The sequence below is a fragment of the Shouchella sp. JSM 1781072 genome, from assembly GCF_041949915.1.
GTDB lineage: Bacteria > Bacillota > Bacilli > Bacillales > Bacillaceae_D > Shouchella.
Genome location: NZ_JBHFQE010000003.1, coordinates 757,649 through 775,841 on the forward strand (window position 1 = coordinate 757,649; position 18,193 = coordinate 775,841).

The 18,193-nt window shown below is 39.1% G+C and carries 15 protein-coding genes; 7 read left to right on the plus strand and 8 right to left on the minus strand.

Annotated features, from left to right (window positions below; translation table 11 throughout):
- Positions 1 to 403: 403 nt before the first annotated feature.
- Both ACE1TH_RS17770 and ACE1TH_RS17775 read left to right on the plus strand, forming a co-directional pair.
- Positions 404 to 967: a methyltransferase family protein gene (locus ACE1TH_RS17770; protein ID WP_176554460.1), complete on the plus strand. Its 564-nt coding sequence runs from the start codon at positions 404 to 406 to the stop codon at positions 965 to 967.
- Positions 968 to 993: 26 nt separating this feature from the next.
- Positions 994 to 2,505, plus strand: a complete 1,512-nt coding sequence (locus ACE1TH_RS17775; RefSeq protein WP_255224290.1) for a phytoene desaturase family protein — start codon at positions 994 to 996, stop codon at positions 2,503 to 2,505.
- Between the two features lie 88 nt (positions 2,506 to 2,593).
- Here the strand turns inward: ACE1TH_RS17775 and ACE1TH_RS17780 are convergent, their stop codons facing one another.
- Together ACE1TH_RS17780 and ACE1TH_RS17785 are read right to left on the minus strand one after the other, a co-directional pair.
- A complete protein-coding gene (locus ACE1TH_RS17780; protein WP_255225420.1) occupies positions 2,594 to 4,411 on the minus strand; it encodes a M3 family metallopeptidase in 1,818 nt (605 codons plus the stop codon).
- A gap of 115 nt (positions 4,412 to 4,526) precedes the next feature.
- Entirely contained in the window at positions 4,527 to 4,829 is a 303-nt protein-coding gene (locus tag ACE1TH_RS17785) for a MazG nucleotide pyrophosphohydrolase domain-containing protein (RefSeq protein ID WP_099304799.1), read from the minus strand.
- A 254-nt stretch (positions 4,830 to 5,083) separates the two neighbouring features.
- Here ACE1TH_RS17785 and ACE1TH_RS17790 point away from each other — a divergent pair, with 254 nt between their 5' ends.
- The 4 genes from ACE1TH_RS17790 to ACE1TH_RS17805 all read left to right on the plus strand — a co-directional run bounded on the left by ACE1TH_RS17790 (position 5,084) and on the right by ACE1TH_RS17805 (position 10,080).
- Positions 5,084 to 5,680: a hypothetical protein gene (locus ACE1TH_RS17790; RefSeq protein ID WP_255224291.1), complete on the plus strand. Its 597-nt coding sequence runs from the start codon at positions 5,084 to 5,086 to the stop codon at positions 5,678 to 5,680.
- 19 nt (positions 5,681 to 5,699) lie between these two features.
- Positions 5,700 to 7,412, plus strand: a complete 1,713-nt coding sequence (locus ACE1TH_RS17795) for a sigma-54 interaction domain-containing protein (RefSeq protein ID WP_255224292.1) — start codon at positions 5,700 to 5,702, stop codon at positions 7,410 to 7,412.
- Positions 7,413 to 7,553: 141 nt separating this feature from the next.
- The gene (locus tag ACE1TH_RS17800) at positions 7,554 to 8,738 is read left to right on the plus strand and encodes an iron-containing alcohol dehydrogenase (protein ID WP_375079650.1); all 1,185 of its coding nucleotides are present in this window, start codon (positions 7,554 to 7,556) and stop codon (positions 8,736 to 8,738) included.
- A 13-nt stretch (positions 8,739 to 8,751) separates the two neighbouring features.
- Positions 8,752 to 10,080, plus strand: a complete 1,329-nt coding sequence (locus tag ACE1TH_RS17805; RefSeq protein WP_375079651.1) for a GntP family permease — start codon at positions 8,752 to 8,754, stop codon at positions 10,078 to 10,080.
- 71 nt (positions 10,081 to 10,151) lie between these two features.
- Here ACE1TH_RS17805 and ACE1TH_RS17810 read toward each other — a convergent pair whose 3' ends face one another.
- Positions 10,152 to 10,751 (minus strand): CHRD domain-containing protein, encoded by a 600-nt coding sequence (locus ACE1TH_RS17810; protein WP_255224295.1) that lies wholly within the window; start codon positions 10,749 to 10,751, stop codon positions 10,152 to 10,154.
- 635 nt (positions 10,752 to 11,386) lie between these two features.
- Here ACE1TH_RS17810 and ACE1TH_RS17815 point away from each other — a divergent pair.
- Positions 11,387 to 12,697, plus strand: coding sequence for an MFS transporter (locus ACE1TH_RS17815; protein ID WP_375079652.1), 1,311 nt, complete (start codon positions 11,387 to 11,389; stop codon positions 12,695 to 12,697).
- A 274-nt stretch (positions 12,698 to 12,971) separates the two neighbouring features.
- On the opposite strand, the gene ACE1TH_RS17820 is transcribed toward ACE1TH_RS17815, so the two are convergent.
- From ACE1TH_RS17820 to ACE1TH_RS17840, 5 genes are all read right to left on the minus strand, one after another.
- On the minus strand, positions 12,972 to 14,900 hold the full coding sequence (locus ACE1TH_RS17820) for a restriction endonuclease (protein ID WP_375079653.1): 1,929 nt from the start codon (positions 14,898 to 14,900) through the stop codon (positions 12,972 to 12,974).
- Positions 14,901 to 15,078: 178 nt separating this feature from the next.
- A complete protein-coding gene (rlmH, locus tag ACE1TH_RS17825) occupies positions 15,079 to 15,558 on the minus strand; it encodes a 23S rRNA (pseudouridine(1915)-N(3))-methyltransferase RlmH (RefSeq protein ID WP_375079654.1) in 480 nt (159 codons plus the stop codon).
- 113 nt (positions 15,559 to 15,671) lie between these two features.
- Positions 15,672 to 15,821 carry a CxxH/CxxC protein gene (locus tag ACE1TH_RS17830; RefSeq protein ID WP_375079655.1) on the minus strand — a complete coding sequence of 50 codons (150 nt, stop codon included), beginning with the start codon at positions 15,819 to 15,821 and terminating at the stop codon, positions 15,672 to 15,674.
- 112 nt (positions 15,822 to 15,933) lie between these two features.
- Entirely contained in the window at positions 15,934 to 17,157 is a 1,224-nt protein-coding gene (locus tag ACE1TH_RS17835; RefSeq protein WP_099304821.1) for a S1C family serine protease, read from the minus strand.
- Positions 17,158 to 17,349: 192 nt separating this feature from the next.
- Positions 17,350 to 18,144, minus strand: coding sequence for an MBL fold metallo-hydrolase (locus ACE1TH_RS17840; RefSeq protein ID WP_099304823.1), 795 nt, complete (start codon positions 18,142 to 18,144; stop codon positions 17,350 to 17,352).
- Positions 18,145 to 18,193 lie beyond the last annotated feature (49 nt).

Below are 18,193 nucleotides of genomic sequence, written 5' to 3' on the forward strand. Positions count from 1 at the left end.
ACGGCTTTTTGCTTGATTTTTTTAGTATTCCACAACTTATTTGATTATACACATCATAGTGCTTTTCACTTCCATTTGGCAAGCAAAAACTTAGGATGCCCTTATTTCTGTAAAACACCTATTGCCACTTCTCCCCTATACTGTATGCGTTTTAGCGTGTCCTTATTAAGATGAATTTGTTTTCGGATCTATACTAGACTGAAGATCTTTCGATTTAAATGAAGCTAGTAAACAAAGAAACTTTCACCACAGGCACAAGCGTGACATCTATTTGCGCTCATGGTGTCTCTTTACACACCCACGCCCTCGTAAATGAATACGTTTTGTACAAGTTTTTCTTTGTTATCGGTTTTATTTTATCTGCTTTGAACATACGTATAACTGTAGGAATGGAGGTGTAACATTGCCGTGGGTCGAGGTACTATTTATTTGTTTAACCGTTTTATGGGTAAGCGAGTTCTTCCTTTTTAGAGGAAAAAGGGCGGATGATGAAAAGAAAGAGCAGCGTGAGAATAGAAGCTTTTACCTCATCTTTTCTTGCGTAGTTATCTGTATTTGCGCTTGTATTCTCCTGCAGTACTTAGAATGGACACGCATAGATGCACCATTTATCTCAATAGCTGGCGTTGTCATTTATAGCGCAGGAATTGGCTTACGTTATTGGTCCATGTTCTTACTCCGTAAACAGTTTTCACGACATGTTCAAACGTCATCTACCATGAAACTAGTTAGCAACGGCCCTTATCGCGTGATGCGCCATCCACTTTATACAGGGTTGTTTCTATGTGTCCTTGGTGTAGCTATTTATACCGCAACGGTTATAGGTGTGCTTGTCACATTAGTTGTTATGCTCAGTGTGCTCTTGAAACGAATTCACTTAGAAGAAAAAATGCTAACAGCAACACTACCCAATCACTACGAAACATGGAAACAAAGTCGCTGGATTTTGTTCCCTTGGGTGTATTAATAGACAATGAAAAAGGTGTGTGAGGTATGGGGAAAAAACAAGCAGTTATCATAGGTGGCGGTTTAGGCGGCTTATCTGCGGCTATCAGTCTAGCTTCTCAAGGACACAACGTAACCGTGCTTGAAAAAAATGAGCGTATTGGCGGAAAATGTAACATTCGAAGTGGTGAAGGTTTTCACTTCGATACAGGTCCATCGATCTTAACCATGCCTTGGGTTCTGGAGGCTTTGTTTAAACGGGCTGGCCGAGATGTCCATGATTACATGAAAATTGAACGAGTGGAACCTCAATGGCGCACGTTTTTTGAAGATGGGGTATCCATTGACTTAAAAGGTGATTTGCCTGATATGCTGGAAGAAATTAAGAAAGTTTCTCCAGATGATGCTGCTCCATTTATGAATTACTTAAATTACAGTGCGCAGATGTATGAACTCTGCATGAAAAGCTTTTATAACAGAAGTATTTCTGGCTTAAGTGAACTACGTAAGCTACACACGTTGCGTGAACTGATGGCCTTTGACCCAATGAAAACATTGAATGAGGGCACAGAACGATACATTCAAGACCCTCATATTAAACAGTTTATTAACTTCCTTGTGATGTACGTGGGCTCATCCCCTTATCAGGCACCAGCTGTTCTTTCTCAACTTGCGTATGTTCAGTTTGGGCTCGGAAATTTTTATGTGAAAGGTGGAATGTACAACATCGTCCGCGGAATGGAAAAATTACTGACTGAACTACATGTAACCATCCGCACGGAAGCACAGGTGAAAAGTATTATCCAAGTTGACTCTGTTGCAAAAGGCGTGCGCTTAGCGAATGGAGAAGAAGTCCATGCCGACATCGTTGTCTCGAATTTAGAAGCCATTCCGACTTATCGTCATTTGTTACAAGAACACCCTCAACATAAAGCACAAGAAAAGAAATTAGAGAAATTTGAACCAAGTGTTTCTGGTCTTGTTCTACTTCTTGGTCTGAAACGTGAATATCCACAGCTGGCTCATCATAACTTCTTTTTTTCAAAAGATCCTGAATTAGAGTTCAAACAAATATTCGAAGAAAAACGACCAGCGGATGACCCTACGGTCTACATCGGCATTTCGTCTAAATCAGACGCTAGCCAAGCACCAGAAGGGAAAGAAAACCATTTTATTCTCACTCACGTCCCGCCATTAAAAGAAGGCGAAACATGGGATAAATTTAAAACAAGCTACCGAGAGACGGTGCTAAGTAAATTAGAACGAAATGGTCTTACCACGATTCGCGATGATATTGAGTTTGAACTGACGTTTACCCCAGATGACCTTCAATCCCTTTACGGAGCTAACGGTGGCTCCATATACGGCGTTGTCGCTGATAAAAAGAAAAATGGCGGGTTTAAAATTCCAAGCCGAAGCGAGCTTATTTCCAACTTATATTTTGTTGGTGGGTCCACTCACCCAGGTGGAGGTGTCCCGATGGTCACATTATCAGGACAACTAACCGCTGATTTAATTGCAGAAGATATAAAGAGCAAACAACAAGCAGTTGCCCGTTAACAAGATCTATGAGCGCTTAAGCCGGAGTCACCGTCTAGCGCTCTTTTTTTGCTTCGATTTATTTTGAATTCGGTCCAATTGCTCTTTATTAAAAACTCTGCTCCAGCTCGTCTACGATTTGCCCGACATGTTGAATCGCTTCTTTAATAACGTTCATATTAGCCATATCAATCCCAGCCTGTTTGTATAGCTCTAATCCACTTAACGTTCCGCCCATTTTTAATACATTGGTGAACGACGCTCCAACTTTCTCGCCTTCTGTTTCGATTTGGTTGGCGATAACAGTAGAAGCGGAAGTACCAATTGAATACGTAAATGGATAAAGCCCCATATAGTAGTGTGGTTGGCGCATCCATGTCAACTTTGCACCTTCGTCTATTTCCACCGTATCGCCCCAAAATTCTTTCAAGATCGCACCCTTCGTTTCATTCATAACATGAGTTGAAAGAGGGGTTCCCGCATCAGCCATTTTATATAAACGCCTTAATAACTCTGCTTCTAAAATATGGGTAACACAGTTATGATGATAACTCATCATAAGGTACATATTGAGCCAGCGATGAAGACGCGCATCGCGACGATTTTTTTTCAAATAAGACACAATTAAATGCTCCACTAACGTTGATGGGGCTTCTACAAATAATAAAGACTGCCCATTGTTTATTATTTTTTGCTGATCCGCTGATAAATTCGCATGTACTGCATGTCCAAGTTCATGGCCAAGCAAAACGAGATCAAATAAGTTGCCTCCCCACGGATAAAAGGAATACCCATGTACACCATGTACACCGCCACCAAATGCAATCATTCTTCTGCCTACATTGTTGCCTCTATACACCCAGCGATCGGTAAATGCTTTCCTCATCAAATCTTGGTATTCCCTACCTAACGGTTCCACTGCAGCAACAATAATGTCACCTGCTTCTTCAAACGTAATCGAGGGATCAAAATTAGGATCAAGCGGTGCTTTTACATCAGAAAATTTCAGTGATTCCAAGCCAAGCTGTTTCTTTCTCAAACGAGCATAGCGCTGCATATGAGGAGCAAGATGTTGCTGGAATGTATCTAGCACATCTTCAAAATAAGCTGCCGAAACCCCATCTCCTGCATAAAATTGATTATTCGCTGGAGACGCATAGTGCAGTAAATAATCTAAGGTAGATGGATATTGGCGTAAATGTGCCATTGCGACATTTTTCTGGATTTCGTTCGTTAATGTTTGAGCCAAGCCATGTTGGTACTTGCTTAACCCTTCGGAAAGAGAATCATACGCATTTCTTCTAAGCACAGTGTCAGGGGACGTTTCGATTTGCGTCATGTATGTAAATAAAGACACCGAGACATCTTGACCATCCTTATTCTTAACTTGTTCAAACTGCATATCGGATGATGTGATAGACATGTATATCGTATTGCCAACATTTAAAGGTTGCATGACTGCGGAGAGGGCTTTTTCTACATTGGGTTCTAGTGTATGAGGTCGGGAAAGATTTAGTTTCTCGATAAAACGGTGATACTGTATAAGTTCCTTCTCTTCTTTTTTAAAAGTCGCCAATCTCTCTTCGGGAAGCTCGAGCAATTTGTTCACAAGACGTGAACTTAAAGAAGACACTTTTTTCCCCAGTAGTTGTGAACGTCCCATTCGACTTTGGTTGTGCTGATCCGTACTGTCTTCAGAGTATTTGTAGAGCGCATAACTACCTAAACGGCTTTGCGTTTCCATAACAAGATTATACGTATTTAAAGAAGTGACTAATTCACTAGCGGTATTGACAGACAGGCTATTTGCCAACAATTGATCTAGTTCTGCCTCTTGCTGTACATAAGCATCTTCCCATGCTTGATCCGATGCATAAATTGGCGTTAAATCCCATGTCTCTTCAACGGGTACATCTTTCCGTAACATCAACTTCAATACGACCACTCCCATTAAATGAATTTACTATTTTGACAATAACACAACGATCTCGCCACTGCCACGTTTGAACCGTCTTCCTAGTGTGGTTGCTAGAAAGAGAACGTTATGACCACGTTCTCTTCCGATTGATTTCCATTTTTTCTGAGAAAGCTTTTGTTAAATCAATCTCATAGCGATTGGCAATTTCTACTGCGTTCCAAATCACATCAAAGATTTCGTGGCTAAGCGCTTGTTTCATTTCCGCTTTTTTCTCTAAACTCTCTGTGTAGCGATAGTTCAACATCTCCTGCGCCATCTCTCCTACTTCGCTCATAAAAAACAAATAGCGCTCTTCATCAGAAACCTCATCGAATCCCTTTTCTTCACAAAAATCTTCAACGTATTGTTGAAACTTCTTCCACTCCATTATGTCATGCCTCCTCTATTATCTAAGCGTCTCGATACAATTCATCTGAATTCAGCTTGGAATTTATTCAGTTGGTAATACGCTCTACCCCTCCACTATAAACATAAAACGAGAGCAGGAGAAGAGCAAGGAGATAAGAAAACCTGCACAATTTTCTACTAGTCTACGTCCATATCTAAGAAAATTCTTTTACATTGTGCAAATCTATTTGTTACGCTTGATAGGATTGTTAACGTTTTTAAAGGAGGGCTGACATGACAAAACGCAACACCGCACTTATTCTTTTAGCCATCATTCTTACAAATAGTCTTTTCTTTGCTTTAGACACCGTTCATTTTTGGCGAATTACGTTGGACATTCCCATGGTTCTTGCTCTTATGTTCGTAAATGGACTTTTGTTTATGAGTATTGGTCTTTTGAAAGCAAATCCTAAAGCTATTCGGACAATATTTGGGATTGTCGCCATGGGCTTTCTATTCTTTTCTGCTACAATGATTTTCCTTATCGACATGTTCACTGAATCAAGCCAAGTAGTTCTTCAATCAAACAATGGAGACATGGAGATCATTGCTTATTATGAAGATCATTCATTTCTTGATATTTCATTAACCATGGATGTGTATGAAAAAAATGGGCTGTTTCTACGACAAATCAATGAGGAAGGCATCAATTTTTATATTCCCATGCGCGAAAAACAAGATCGTGCGCATACATATTTTCTTGGATTGGAAGAAGTGCAGTGGACACCAGAAAATGAAATCATCTTATCCACATGGCGGGAAGACACCGTTTTAAATGTAAGCAAAGGAAGTTCCAGTGAAAATGGCGAATGGTTACATATCCAATCCTAATGATTAACAGGTGATCTTCATGATGGAACGTATTCTGTTCGACTCAGCATCTACTTCTTGTATGGACATCGTTCAACCTTTCACATTAGTGACGAATCAATTGCGGACTCACTCGCAGTGGAAGCTTCTTGTTGAACAGTCTACACATTCAGTGCTTGTGCTCGATGAAAATGGAGAGGCTCTTGGTGCGCTCCTACCTAACTTTACTTCATATCATCAACTGAACAACTCGATTGAATCGTACGTGAACGACGATTGGCTCACACCGATCACATACGTTACGCCAACTTGTTTAGTAAAAGATCTGCCCTATTCTCCTTCTACACTTATCGTTGTACGAGATGAAAACCGTATGCTCGGCACCATCTGTTGGAATCAGCCGCAAAGTGATTTCGCTGACAATAAGAAACAGCGTTTAATTTTAGAAGCGATCTTTGAAACCGCATATGAAGGGATTGTCATTGTCGATCAGCAAGGACGTATTGTGCAAATGAACCAAGCATATCGTAATTTCATTGGCGGTATTTCAGAAAAAGCCGTCATTGGCAAACCTGTACAAGATGTGATTGAAAATACGCAATTACATCACATTGTAAAATCAGGGATGCCTGAGCGAGGAAAGGTTCAACTAATACAAGGACAAAAAATGGTCGTTCATCGCATCCCCCTTTGGCAAAATGAACAGGTCGTTGGCGCAATTGGCATGCTAATTTTTGAAGGGGTGTCTGAACTCTATCAAATTATGAAGCAAATGAGTGGCAAAACGGAAGAGATTAAGGTGGACGCGCTCTCACCAAGCGTCAAGACGTGCACATTTGAGAAAATGGTTGGGAAAAGCGCATCATTACAAGCAGCGAAGAGCTTTGCGCGCAAAGCAGCACGAACAACAGCGTCCGTCTTAATTACTGGTGAAACAGGAACGGGTAAAGAACTGTTTGCTCGTTCCATTCACCAGCTAAGTGCACGAAAAGAACGTCCTTTTATCGCTGTAAATTGTGCGGCTATGCCGGAAACACTCCTAGAAACCGAACTTTTCGGCTACGAAGAAGGCTCTTTTACTGGTGCGAAACGAGGTGGGGCAATCGGTAAGTTTGAACAAGCTACAGGCGGAACCCTTTTTTTAGATGAAATTGCCGATATGTCACAAGCGATGCAAGCCAAACTCCTGCGTGCACTGGAAACAAGAGAAATCACCAAAGTAGGTGGAAGTCAAACACATCAAGTAGATATTCGTTTGATTGCTGCAACGAATCATGACCTTGAACAAAAGGTTGAACAAGAGACATTCCGAAAAGACCTATATTACAGAATTCACGTCATTCATTTAAAATTACCGTCATTAAAAGAACGGAAAGAAGACATTCCTAGTTTACTTCGACACTATCTTGATTTTTTTGCTCATGATTACCAAGTTGAACAAAAAGAATTTCAGGAAGAGGCCATCCAAACCTTGCTCGCCTATGATTGGCCTGGTAATATTCGCGAACTTGTGAATGTCGTTGATTATGTCATGACGATTTGTGACCATCGGAAGGTGTATCGTGAAGACCTTCCAGAATCAATTCGTCTGGCTCATGAACCTCTATTTACACACATCACGCTTAATCAAGAACAAAAACGTATTAAAGAAGCACTGATTCAAGCGAACGGAAGTAAAACAAAAGCAGCTCAATTGTTAGGGATTCACCGTGCCACCCTCTATCGTAAGATGAAAGAATATGCCATCTCATGATGTCGCTTTCCATTCAACGGAAAGCGATTTTTTATGCGACATATGTTGCATATTTGCAACACATCGAAATGTAAGCGCTTTATTTGAAAGCTTTTTACTATGGCATAGATTTTGCAAGTCGGTAAGTAGGAGGGATTAAACATGAATATGAGAGTCAATCATTTACCATCAACCATCGTTTACGGTGAAGATAGTTTCAAACAGTTAGGTGCTGAAGCTGCGAAAGCGGGCACTCATGCACTAATTATTAGTGATCCGATTATGGAACAATTAGGGAATATCGAGAAAGCAATACGACTTCTACTGGAACACGGAATTCATGCATCGGTCTATACAGGCGTGAACGCTGAACCAGAAGATACATACGTTTATCAGGCTCTAGAACTACTTACGCACAACCAATGTGACCATATCATTGCGATTGGAGGCGGAAGTTGCATTGATACAGCAAAAGCCGTTGCCGTCGTTTCAACAAATGGTGGTGATATCAGTGACTACATGAATAACCAATCGATTGCACGAAAAAAAGCACTCCCTTTACTTGTTGTTCCTACAACAGGTGGCACAGGTTCAGAAGCAACAGATGCGACAGTCATTACGAATACAACGACAGCTGTGAAGATGATGATTAAGCAAGAAGCCTTTATGCCTCAAGTAGCCATTGTGGATCCAGTCTTAACCGTTTCCTCACCGCCTAATATTACAGCAGCAACTGGTGTCGATGCCTTCACCCATGCGTTAGAAGCGTACCTCAGTAAAAAAGCACACCCATTTACAGATACACTTGCGTTGTCCGCAATCGAAAAACTGTACCATCATGTTCTCATTGCTTATAAAGATGGAAAAAACCTCCAAGCGCGGCACGAAATGATCTATGGATCCATGCTTGCAGGAATGGCTTTTTCAAATTCTTCTGTTTGTCTCGTACACGGGATGTCTCGGCCAATTGGCGCACTTTTTCATGTCCCCCATGGCATTTCAAACGCTATGCTGTTGCCTGTCGTTCTGAGGTATACACAAAATCATTGTACGAAACGGTTAGCAGAAATTGGGCGTGTGTTGTTTCCTGAAGAGAAAACCACACAAGAGGAACAGCTTGCGGAAATCGTTGTGGAACGAATTGTATCATTATGTCAGCAGCTCGCTATCCCTACCTTATCTGAATGGGGTGTTGACCAAGATGCCTTTCATCGCGTACTAGACAAAATGGCGGATGATGCACTAATGAGCGGCAGCCCGCAAAACAATCCAAGAGTTCCCTCTAAGGAAGACATCATGACGTTATATAAAGAGTTAATAAATCGAAAATCGACTGTTTCCCACTAAGGAGGCAAGGCATATGGTAAGTATGATTGGATTGATTGTCTCTCTCGCCATGCTCATTATCATGACACTGCGTGGAATTAACATCATTATAGCCGCAATTGCTTCATCTGTTGTGCTCGCTCTTACAGGCGGATTAAATCTCAATACAGCAATGAGCGGTTATTATATGGACGGATTCACCAACTATTTTGCTTCTTGGTTTCTCATTTTTTTACTAGGGGCGATTTTCGGTAAAGTGATGCAAGATACGAAGGCGGCTGAGTCAATTGCAGACTGGGTGAGACGTAGACTCGGTGCAAAATGGGCACTGTTCGCTGTTATTGCAGCCTGTGCGATTATGACGTACGGCGGCGTCAGTTTATTTGTGGTCGGTTTTACCGTCTATCCCATTGCAGTGTCTTTATTCCGTCTCGCAGATTACCCGCATCGATTTATACCAGTAGCCATTGTGTTTGGAGCGATCTCGTTCACCATGACTTCTCCCGGCTCACCTGAGATTCAAAACATTATCCCAACTGAATTTTTCGGTACGACACCATTAGCTGGTGGCTGGGTTGGTGCCGCAATGGGAATATTTATTATGGTCGTCGGTGGTTTGTGGATTCGATTCATGCTACAACGTGCTGTAAAAAATGGTGAACGCTTTGACATGCCAAAGGAAAGTCCTATGTTCCAAGCAGGGAAAGAATCATTAGAAGAATTAGCAGCAACAAAAGAAACGATTCTACCAAAACCTATTTTTGCTCTACTTCCACTCGTTCTCGTCATTGTCTCTCTTAACATTTTAGCGCTGTATATTGACGCCAAAACAGCGGTGTTAGTGGCGCTTGTTTTAGGTGTGTTTTCAACATGGTTACTCAATCTCTCATTCGTGAAGCAGGTTTGGGGTTCTCTCGGAATTGGTGCACAAAATTCCATTGTTGCCATTGCTAACACATGTGCCGTTGTCGGCTTTGGAACAGTCGCTGCACAGGTACCTGCATTTGATGTCTTTTTGACTGCCCTTTCGGAAATGCCAGGACCGCCTCTGCTTAGCTTAGCGATTTTCGTAACCGTTATCTGTGGCATTACAGGCTCTGCATCAGGAGGACTTGGGATTGCACTTCCACTGATTGCTCCAGATTATATGGAGCGAGGCGTTGACCCAGGAGCAATGCACCGTGTTTCCGCTTTGGCGTCTGGTGGGTTAGACTCCCTTCCCCATAACGGCTTTGTCGTCACGACTGTTCGCGCCATCTGTGGGGAAACACACAAGCGCGCATATGGGCCAATTTTTCTTGTCTGTACCATCGTTCCAACGGTCGCTTTGGGGATTGCTGTGCTGCTTTATACCGTGCTGTAGTATTTTGCAAACATTAAAAAGACTTTTTGAGTGATGACGATCACTCAAAAAGTCTTTATTTCGATTACATCTTATTTAAAGAGAAATCCTGTAACACTCGCCCATAATGATGTAAACCAGTTGCCTGATTGTGCACCACCCATACCTGTTTGAGGCATATCAGTTGGCATGTTCGCTTCTTCCATTGCAGCATCCTGTGCATTTTTATCAAGCTGTCCACGAATCTCACCATCTGGATATTCTTCCGTATGAAGGTTTGCATAGACATCACCAGCTACAAGAGCCATTGAAAACTCTTCCCACGATAAATCTCCAACAAGATCATCCGCAGTTAACGTTCCTGATGCCACCTCACCGTTATAATCCATTGGCTCATCATTATGGAATAAGAACAATTCTACCGGACCATCTTCTCCTGCAGGACCACTATGCAAGTGACCTGCTGTTGCATCCTCTAGATGTTCAGCATGAATCCAATACTCAAGCGTATCTCCATCTTCACTTACTTCAAAGTGCGCTTTTCCCATTGCATCGCTTTCAACATCCATGACTTCATTATCTGGACTAAGCTCAACTAAAAACTCACGACCCTCGTGATCGGCAGATGCCGTACCTGCAAAAGTTGTGACAGCCAATACTGCCGCTAATGGAAACATCATTGCTTTTTTCATAGAAAAATCGCTCCCTTATGATTAATGAAATCACACTTAGCTGTTTTCATGCCTCCTTTATCGAAAAATCTCAACGCTTATACCTAGCTAATATGTAACCTCTTACAAAGAGAACGAATACTTTGTCAAAATGGATCACCTTTTTGTGGAAGAATGTGATTTTTTAAGTAAAAAGTGATATAAGATGAAAAATAGAAGACAGCATTGGCAGATGATCATCATAGAAATCAATTACAGCATTAATAAACACTCGTTCACACGGTAGCACTGCAAGTAAATCGTTTACGATCTTGCCCACACAACTGTATACATAGTCTTGATATAAATCATTGCGTTTTGTTTGCCCGATATCATGATAACGAATGGTACCCTGTTTTGTTACTTTCTCGATCCTAGCTGGTATAATGGAGTCTATTGAATGAATAAATACACTACATTCTACTGTATGCGTATCATATACGTATAAGCTATATGTGGATGAAGAGTGTGTTTGGAGATGAAGTGAGTAATAACCTGGATCAATCTATAAATCAAGAGAAAAGAGCTGTGTAATATTCTGATTAAAGTTAATTTTTTAATTTTATACTTAGCAATTCCTCAAAAAAGAAAAATCAAGATTGAAACAAGCTTCATGAATGATTTATAAAGAGGATATCTTTAGAAAAAGGGAAATAATGGGGGAGTTATTATTGACTTTATATCTCAGTTTGAAAAAGGCATTGAAATCAAAAGGTGCAAGACCTTTTTTGATTTCTGGTTTTTTAACTAGTTTAGGAGATTGGATTTATTTTGTAGCGATGTCGGCTTTTTTATTTAATCAATTCGGGCCGATCGCCATAGGTTTATTGTCAGTCATTAGACAGACATCAGGGATGTTCTTTGCACCTGTTGCAGGGTTTTTGGCTGATAAATATTCAAAGAAGAAACTGGTGTTACTATCAAATCTCTCAAGTGCCTTTTTAATGGCCGTCCTTTTAATATTGACCTCTGCAGAAAACCAATCTTTACTTACATATTTAATAATAGGTACCTTATTAGTTTTATCAGCAACTTTAGATAGGATTTGTAAGCTTTCATTAGTACCTAATCTAGTTGATAAAGAAGATCGATTAGCTTTAAACTCTTTATTAAATACAATTGGGACTTTTTCTTTGATGATAGCACCTATTTTTGGTGGTTTTTTAGTAGGCACAGGCGTGTTAACTTGGAATTTCTTATTTAATACGATCGCTTATATTTTAAGCTTTTGTCTTTTATCTTTTTTACCTAAGAACATTGGGAGTAACACCCTTATAAAACATAATGAATCTATAACAATTAAATCCACTTATAAAGAGTGGGTCGTTGGTGTGAAAGCCATCTTTAAAAAGAGGGATATGAGAAGTTTAACAATCTTAATGTTTTTGAACCATGTGATTGTTGGTTCTACGTTTGTTTTTATCCCAATGTTATCGCAATTAATTGGTTTAGGTGATCAAGGAATAGGATATTTATTAACGGCAATTGGTGTTGGCTCAATTATTGGAGCACTCATAGGAGCTATGATTGGAAGTCAGTCTTTAAACATTGCAATCAGTATAGGTGTGATTGGTTTGCCTCTAACTCTAGCATTATCAGGTTTTCATGAATATATGATCCTTTCTTTTTTATTTGTTTCACTCTTAGGGATTTTTGCAAATATCGGCGATGGCCCAATGTGGACCTATTTACAACGAATCACGCCAAGTGAACAGAGTGGTCGCGTCTTTTCGACAGTAGATGTTATTACAGTAGGTGGTATGTCTCTTGGATCGTTAATAACTGGCTTTTTAATCAGCTATCTTTCATTAAAATTATCTCTCATTATTTTTGCTAGTGTCATTATTCTTGTTAGTGCTTATTCATTGCTTGAGCTGATTACGAAGTATAAAGGAAAAATTATAGATAATAAGGAGAATGCGCAATAAAGTATTTCTTGACGACATTTTTATTAAATTCCTGAAGCAAGTTGTTCATCCTCTTGTTCGGTTCGTCATCAATCTCAGATTAAGGGGAGTAGTTATAACTCTCCCCTTTAACATAGACTTTTCTACTACACTATTTAAAAACTTCACTCACTTATGGTACGGTTCACCGTAACTAATATAAGTGAGGTTTTTAAGTATCGAAATAGTTACAAGGAACGAAACTAAAAATAATATATTTAAAAATCTATCTTTTCTCTAACGATGTTTTTCCTCTTTATCTAGACAAGAAGTTCAAAATGTTGCTTATTTCAGTAACTGATCCTGTTGCAGAGTACCCATTTTTTGTTTTTTCAATTCCTCGTATGAATGATGAAGATAAAAATTCTAATGCACCTTCAATCTGATTTACTGTAGGAGATTGACTAAGATTTTGATTCGTTTTTAACATGATATATATGTCACGAGCAGACAATTCCCCTTTAGTGACTGTGTCCTCTCTTTCTTCCGTCAGTACATCTAGAACTGAATATACTAATTTTTTTTGATAAATTAGTTCAGCTCTATCTTCTTCCAAACTATTTAAATTTACAATTCCACCTTTAGAAAATATCTTTTCATATTCTTTATATCCTAAAGGAACTTCTCTGTGATTTTTTAATAAGCCAGATAACGCATCGACGTCTAACAAAGCTACCCCATGCTCATTAGCTCTTTTAACTACTCTTCCATGACCAAACTTTATTCCTACAATGACAATATAGTCAGCTTTGTACTTCTGTTTGTGTTCTTTTAAAGTATCAAAGTCTATTAGTGAATCACTGACAGTAGGTGATGAGGTGGATTTTGCATCAATAATTATTTTATACTGTGAAACGGGAGCTGTTTTAGTTTGTGCTAGCACGTCTGTTTCACCTGATTTTCCTAACCATTTACTATCATAGCCTAAGTTGATAAAGCACTCATTTATAACCTTTTCAAATCGTGAAGGCAGAGTGGAGTCTGAAGCTGCCTGCCTAAGCTCTATAACTAATGAATCAATTGAGCTTTTTGGAGTAAAACTATCTATGTCAATATTATTTTCATTAACTTTTGCATTATTACTAGTAAGGGACGATTCAATATTAAAGTAAGATACCACTGATTGTCCTAAAGCAGAGGTTGCATATGTATAGTAATCAACTTTATATATTAATTTAGCTTTTTCTAAAAAGTACAATCTTTTACTCATACTGTCTTTGTTAATAGAATACTTCTCTTTAGGTATTGCTGTTAACTCTTTTAAAGTCTGTGGTTTTTTATTTAAGTACAGTAGAATTTCTATAACAAATGTAAAAATGTTATCAAGGTAAAATACAAACTGAAAGTCATTTAAAGATAGAACCTTCGCTCCAATAGGTGTTACTTTGTAAGTAGTTAATGACTGACGTTCAATTAAATCCATATCTGTTAATGTTTTAATGTGGTGCTTTATACTATTTTCTTTCAGACCTGAAAAGACTGAGCTCCCTGTAAAGTTCGAAAGATCATTTTGTTCTTTCTGTATCAGCTGTATAGTTTCTTTAATAGTAATTAAGAATTTTTCTTTTCTTCCTGCAATATATCCTAAATTGTCTATGTTTCTCTTTTTATTTTCAACTATCCAGTTTGGGATGCTATTCATAATTTCAGTATGTTCAGTAGAATTATTTTTTTTGTATGTATCAAGATTATCAATAATTGATTCTAAATAATTCTGACCTATATTATTTATTTTATAAAGATTTTCAAAATCGGAATATTCCACTACTCCCAAATCTCTAAGCCACTGCAGTCGGGTATAAATCTGATTTTTCTTCTTCCAATTTACTATTAAGTACTCCTCATTAGCAATTTTCAATAGGCTGCCTATACTCATACTATTTTGATTTAATAAGTATAGTATCTCTCCAAAAAAGACTACCGTATTACTTAAGTGTTTAAATAATATCTCATTTTTTCTTGTGTTTAAAATTTCCTTTGAGATATCAGTAAGTTTCCAATTATTTTCTTCATCTTTAATTAAAAATCCATTTGTTCTCAATCTTAAAGCTATCTTTTCATCTAGACTTTCATTTTTAAACAGTTCTAAATGGGTGTATATAGATTCAACAAAATTATCATCTCTGGTAATTTCCGGCATTGAGTAAATCTTGTTGCTCCAATTTTTTAAACGTGAGTAATCCATTCTTTACTTCCTTTCAACTATTTTGTGTTTAATTAAGACTACTTTTCATTTTATATTTCAATACACCATTGCAGGAAATTACCGTTCAAAAAGAGAAAAGTATTATTAATATCTTACATTAATCATTATAAAAATTATTATTCAGCAATAAACCCACTATAAATTTCCTTAAGCTCAACTACTTATGATAAGGTTCACCTCTATTAATTCGAAAACTTCGATATACCTGCTCCAATAAAACAAGCTTCATTAACTGATGAGGAAATGTCATTTTAGAAAAAGAGAGCAGTTCATCTGCACGAGCATAAACATCATCAGAAAGTCCGAGTGACCCTCCTATCACAAAAGCGATTTTGCTTTTTCCGTACGTACCTAGCTGTTCAATCGATTTTGCTAGCTGCTCACTCGTTTTCATTTTTCCTTCGATTGCTAGCGCAATAACATAGGTATCTGCACTTATCTTTGCCAGGATTCGCTCGCCTTCTTTGTTCTTTACGATGTTCATGTCTTCTTCGCTCAAATTTTCAGGTGCTTTTTCGTCTGCCACTTCAATCTCTTGAATCTTCGCATAGGCGCCTAGTCGCTTCTTATATTCATCTATTCCTGCTCGTAAGTATTTTTCTTTTAGTTTCCCTACAGTAATAATACTAATGTTCACTTGTGAATAACGTCCTTCCGCTTTCGGTTTATCCGCATGTGTATAACTGTTTTTGCAACAAGAATCACCTTATCCACATAAGTTATCCACATATCAACAGTGTGAGTATCTGATTATTTCGTAACTGTGTATGTTGCTTGTTGCTCACAGAATTGGCAAGTGACTACCTCTTTTGCTTTTTCAACGATTGGAGCGGCTTCCCATTCATCCACAGCCACGTCTAACGCTAATTCTATATGTTCTTCACACGCTGCTATCATCATGCACGTCCTTCCATTTCTCATTTTCCAAGTATACCATTATGTTATCCACAGACCAAAGGCTTCTCACAAAAAAAAAGAACCTCTTTCTTGTTGAAAGAGATCCTTTCGATACTTAAAGGTCTGGTTGTTCGTTTAATGTTACATCTACCGTTTCTTCCGCTCCACCTCGATACAGCGTAACAGAAATTGTATCGCCAATTGAATTTTCACGGTACAGCATATGTCTTAAATCTTGCGCATTTGTAATGTCTTCACCATCGATGCCAACAATAACGTCTTGCTCTTGAATGCCTGCATTTGCAGCTGGGCTTCCTCCAGCAACGTTCACTACGAGAATCCCTTCTGTTACATCTTCAGGTAGTCCGAGCGATTCTTGTAAGGCGGCTGTTGGTAGCTCATTCAAATTACGTAAGGTAATGCCTAGTGATGGTCTACGAACTTCTCCTGTTGTTTCTAGTTCTTCAATTACAGGCTGAACAATTGCCGCTGGAATCGCAAAACCTAACCCCTCTGCAATTCCAGAGATCTTCATTGAGTTAATGCCAATGACTTCACCATTTATATTAATTAATGCGCCACCGCTGTTACCAGGGTTAATGGCTGCATCTGTTTGCAATACTTCTGCGTTCCAATCTGCTTGACCGTTTCCAGTTGTATCAATTGGAATGCTTCTTTCTGTTGCACTTATAATTCCTTGTGTCACGCTACCAGCAAATTCAAGTCCTAATGGATTTCCAATTGCAATGGCAGGCTCTCCCACACTAAGTGAATCAGAATCTCCGAATGATGCAACGGTATCGACATGCTCCGAGCTAATGCGTAGTACGGCTAAATCCGTTAGTTCATCTTCTCCAACCACTTCAGCTTCCACTCTAGTACCATCTGTTAACGCTACTTCAACTTCTGATGCACCGTCAATCACGTGTTGGTTCGTTACGATGTGAGCTGAGTCACCCTCAGATTTATAAATAACACCAGAGCCTGTTCCACTCTCGCTTGCATCGCCCTCACCAAACAAATCGGTTTGCTGTAAGTTAATCACGCCCACTACGGCGTCAGAAACTTCATTAACAATATCTGTTGTGGCCGAATTAACATCTAAATTAATGACGTTAGAATCCGCTTGCTCTGTTTGCGGTTCAGCAGCTGTTGTTTCTCCTGGTTCTTCCACACGATCATCAAATAAAGCTAGATTAGACAATAACGGAGATGCAACTAATACAAGTACTGCACCAATAATTGCTCCACCAAAAGCAGAAAAACCAGCGACTTTTCCATTACTCGCTCCTTGCTTAGGTTCTTTATAACGAGAATCATTTCCATCGTAATAGCCCATTACCTTAACCCCTTCCATGTCTCTACTCATTTTCCTACATTATACCCATTTAGATTCATTGTTCTAGGTTAAAGCAATGATTTAAATGATTTTTGTAGTTCTTTAAACAATTATTTAGAAAGAGAGACCAATCATGAGAAAAAAACAAATTTTAAAGGTCTACTACCTATTTATTTACGTTTTTCTCAGCTTTTAAACCACAGATAGTGCGGTCGGGTAATAAGGGTCGGTATCATGAAGATGGATCGAACTTCCGACTTGATGCCCTTCTTGCTCCAATACTTGTTTCACCGTCATTCGCGCCAGATCCTTCATGTTATTATCTAAGCTTAGATGTGCAAGGTAAACATGGCTTTGTGTATCGCCGACCACATCATGAAGTGCAAGTGCTGCATCCTCATTGGAGACATGACCCATATCACTTAAAATTCGTCTTTTTACGTTCCAAGGATATCTACCAACACGTAGCATGTTTAAATCGTGATTTGATTCGAATACATAGGCATTTGCACCGACAATCGTTTTTTTAATCCGTTCGCTAACATAGCCCATGTCGGTTGCGATCACAAGCTTTCTTCCCTCATGTCGGAAACAATAAAACATGGGGTCAACGGCATCATGCGACACACCAAACGATTCAATTTCAAGGTCCCCAAATTGTTTGACCGTTTCTTGATTAAAGTGGAATTTCTGATCGATCGTTAACTGACCAAGCTGTTTTTCCATGACGTTCCACGTTTTTTCATTGGCGTAAATGGGGAGATTGTGCTTACGAGCAAAAATCCCCACACCTTTTATATGATCGCTATGTTCATGGGTCACAAGTAAGGCATCAATTTGCTTAGGGTCACGGTCAATTTTCTTAAAAAGCTCGTCCATTTTTTTGCCAGTTAAACCTGCATCAACTAAAATTCTTTGCGATGGTGTTTCTACATACATCGCATTTCCGGTACTTCCGCTCGCAAGTACACTGAAACGCATAGCCATCTTCAGTCCTCCTTGATTTATCCACTCCCTCATCATGAGGATCGTTCAT

Coding starts and splice junctions, on each gene's coding strand:
- ACE1TH_RS17775 (WP_255224290.1), top strand. CDS start 994: ATGGGGAAAAAACAAGCAGTTATCATAGGTGGCGGTTTAGGCGGCTTA.
- ACE1TH_RS17780 (WP_255225420.1), bottom strand. CDS start 4,411: ATGTTACGGAAAGATGTACCCGTTGAAGAGACATGGGATTTAACGCCA.
- ACE1TH_RS17785 (WP_099304799.1), bottom strand. CDS start 4,829: ATGGAGTGGAAGAAGTTTCAACAATACGTTGAAGATTTTTGTGAAGAA.
- ACE1TH_RS17790 (WP_255224291.1), top strand. CDS start 5,084: ATGACAAAACGCAACACCGCACTTATTCTTTTAGCCATCATTCTTACA.
- ACE1TH_RS17795 (WP_255224292.1), top strand. CDS start 5,700: ATGATGGAACGTATTCTGTTCGACTCAGCATCTACTTCTTGTATGGAC.
- ACE1TH_RS17800 (WP_375079650.1), top strand. CDS start 7,554: ATGAATATGAGAGTCAATCATTTACCATCAACCATCGTTTACGGTGAA.
- ACE1TH_RS17805 (WP_375079651.1), top strand. CDS start 8,752: ATGGTAAGTATGATTGGATTGATTGTCTCTCTCGCCATGCTCATTATC.
- ACE1TH_RS17810 (WP_255224295.1), bottom strand. CDS start 10,751: ATGAAAAAAGCAATGATGTTTCCATTAGCGGCAGTATTGGCTGTCACA.
- ACE1TH_RS17815 (WP_375079652.1), top strand. CDS start 11,387: ATGATTTATAAAGAGGATATCTTTAGAAAAAGGGAAATAATGGGGGAG.
- ACE1TH_RS17820 (WP_375079653.1), bottom strand. CDS start 14,900: ATGGATTACTCACGTTTAAAAAATTGGAGCAACAAGATTTACTCAATG.
- ACE1TH_RS17830 (WP_375079655.1), bottom strand. CDS start 15,821: ATGATGATAGCAGCGTGTGAAGAACATATAGAATTAGCGTTAGACGTG.
- ACE1TH_RS17835 (WP_099304821.1), bottom strand. CDS start 17,157: ATGGGCTATTACGATGGAAATGATTCTCGTTATAAAGAACCTAAGCAA.
- ACE1TH_RS17840 (WP_099304823.1), bottom strand. CDS start 18,144: ATGGCTATGCGTTTCAGTGTACTTGCGAGCGGAAGTACCGGAAATGCG.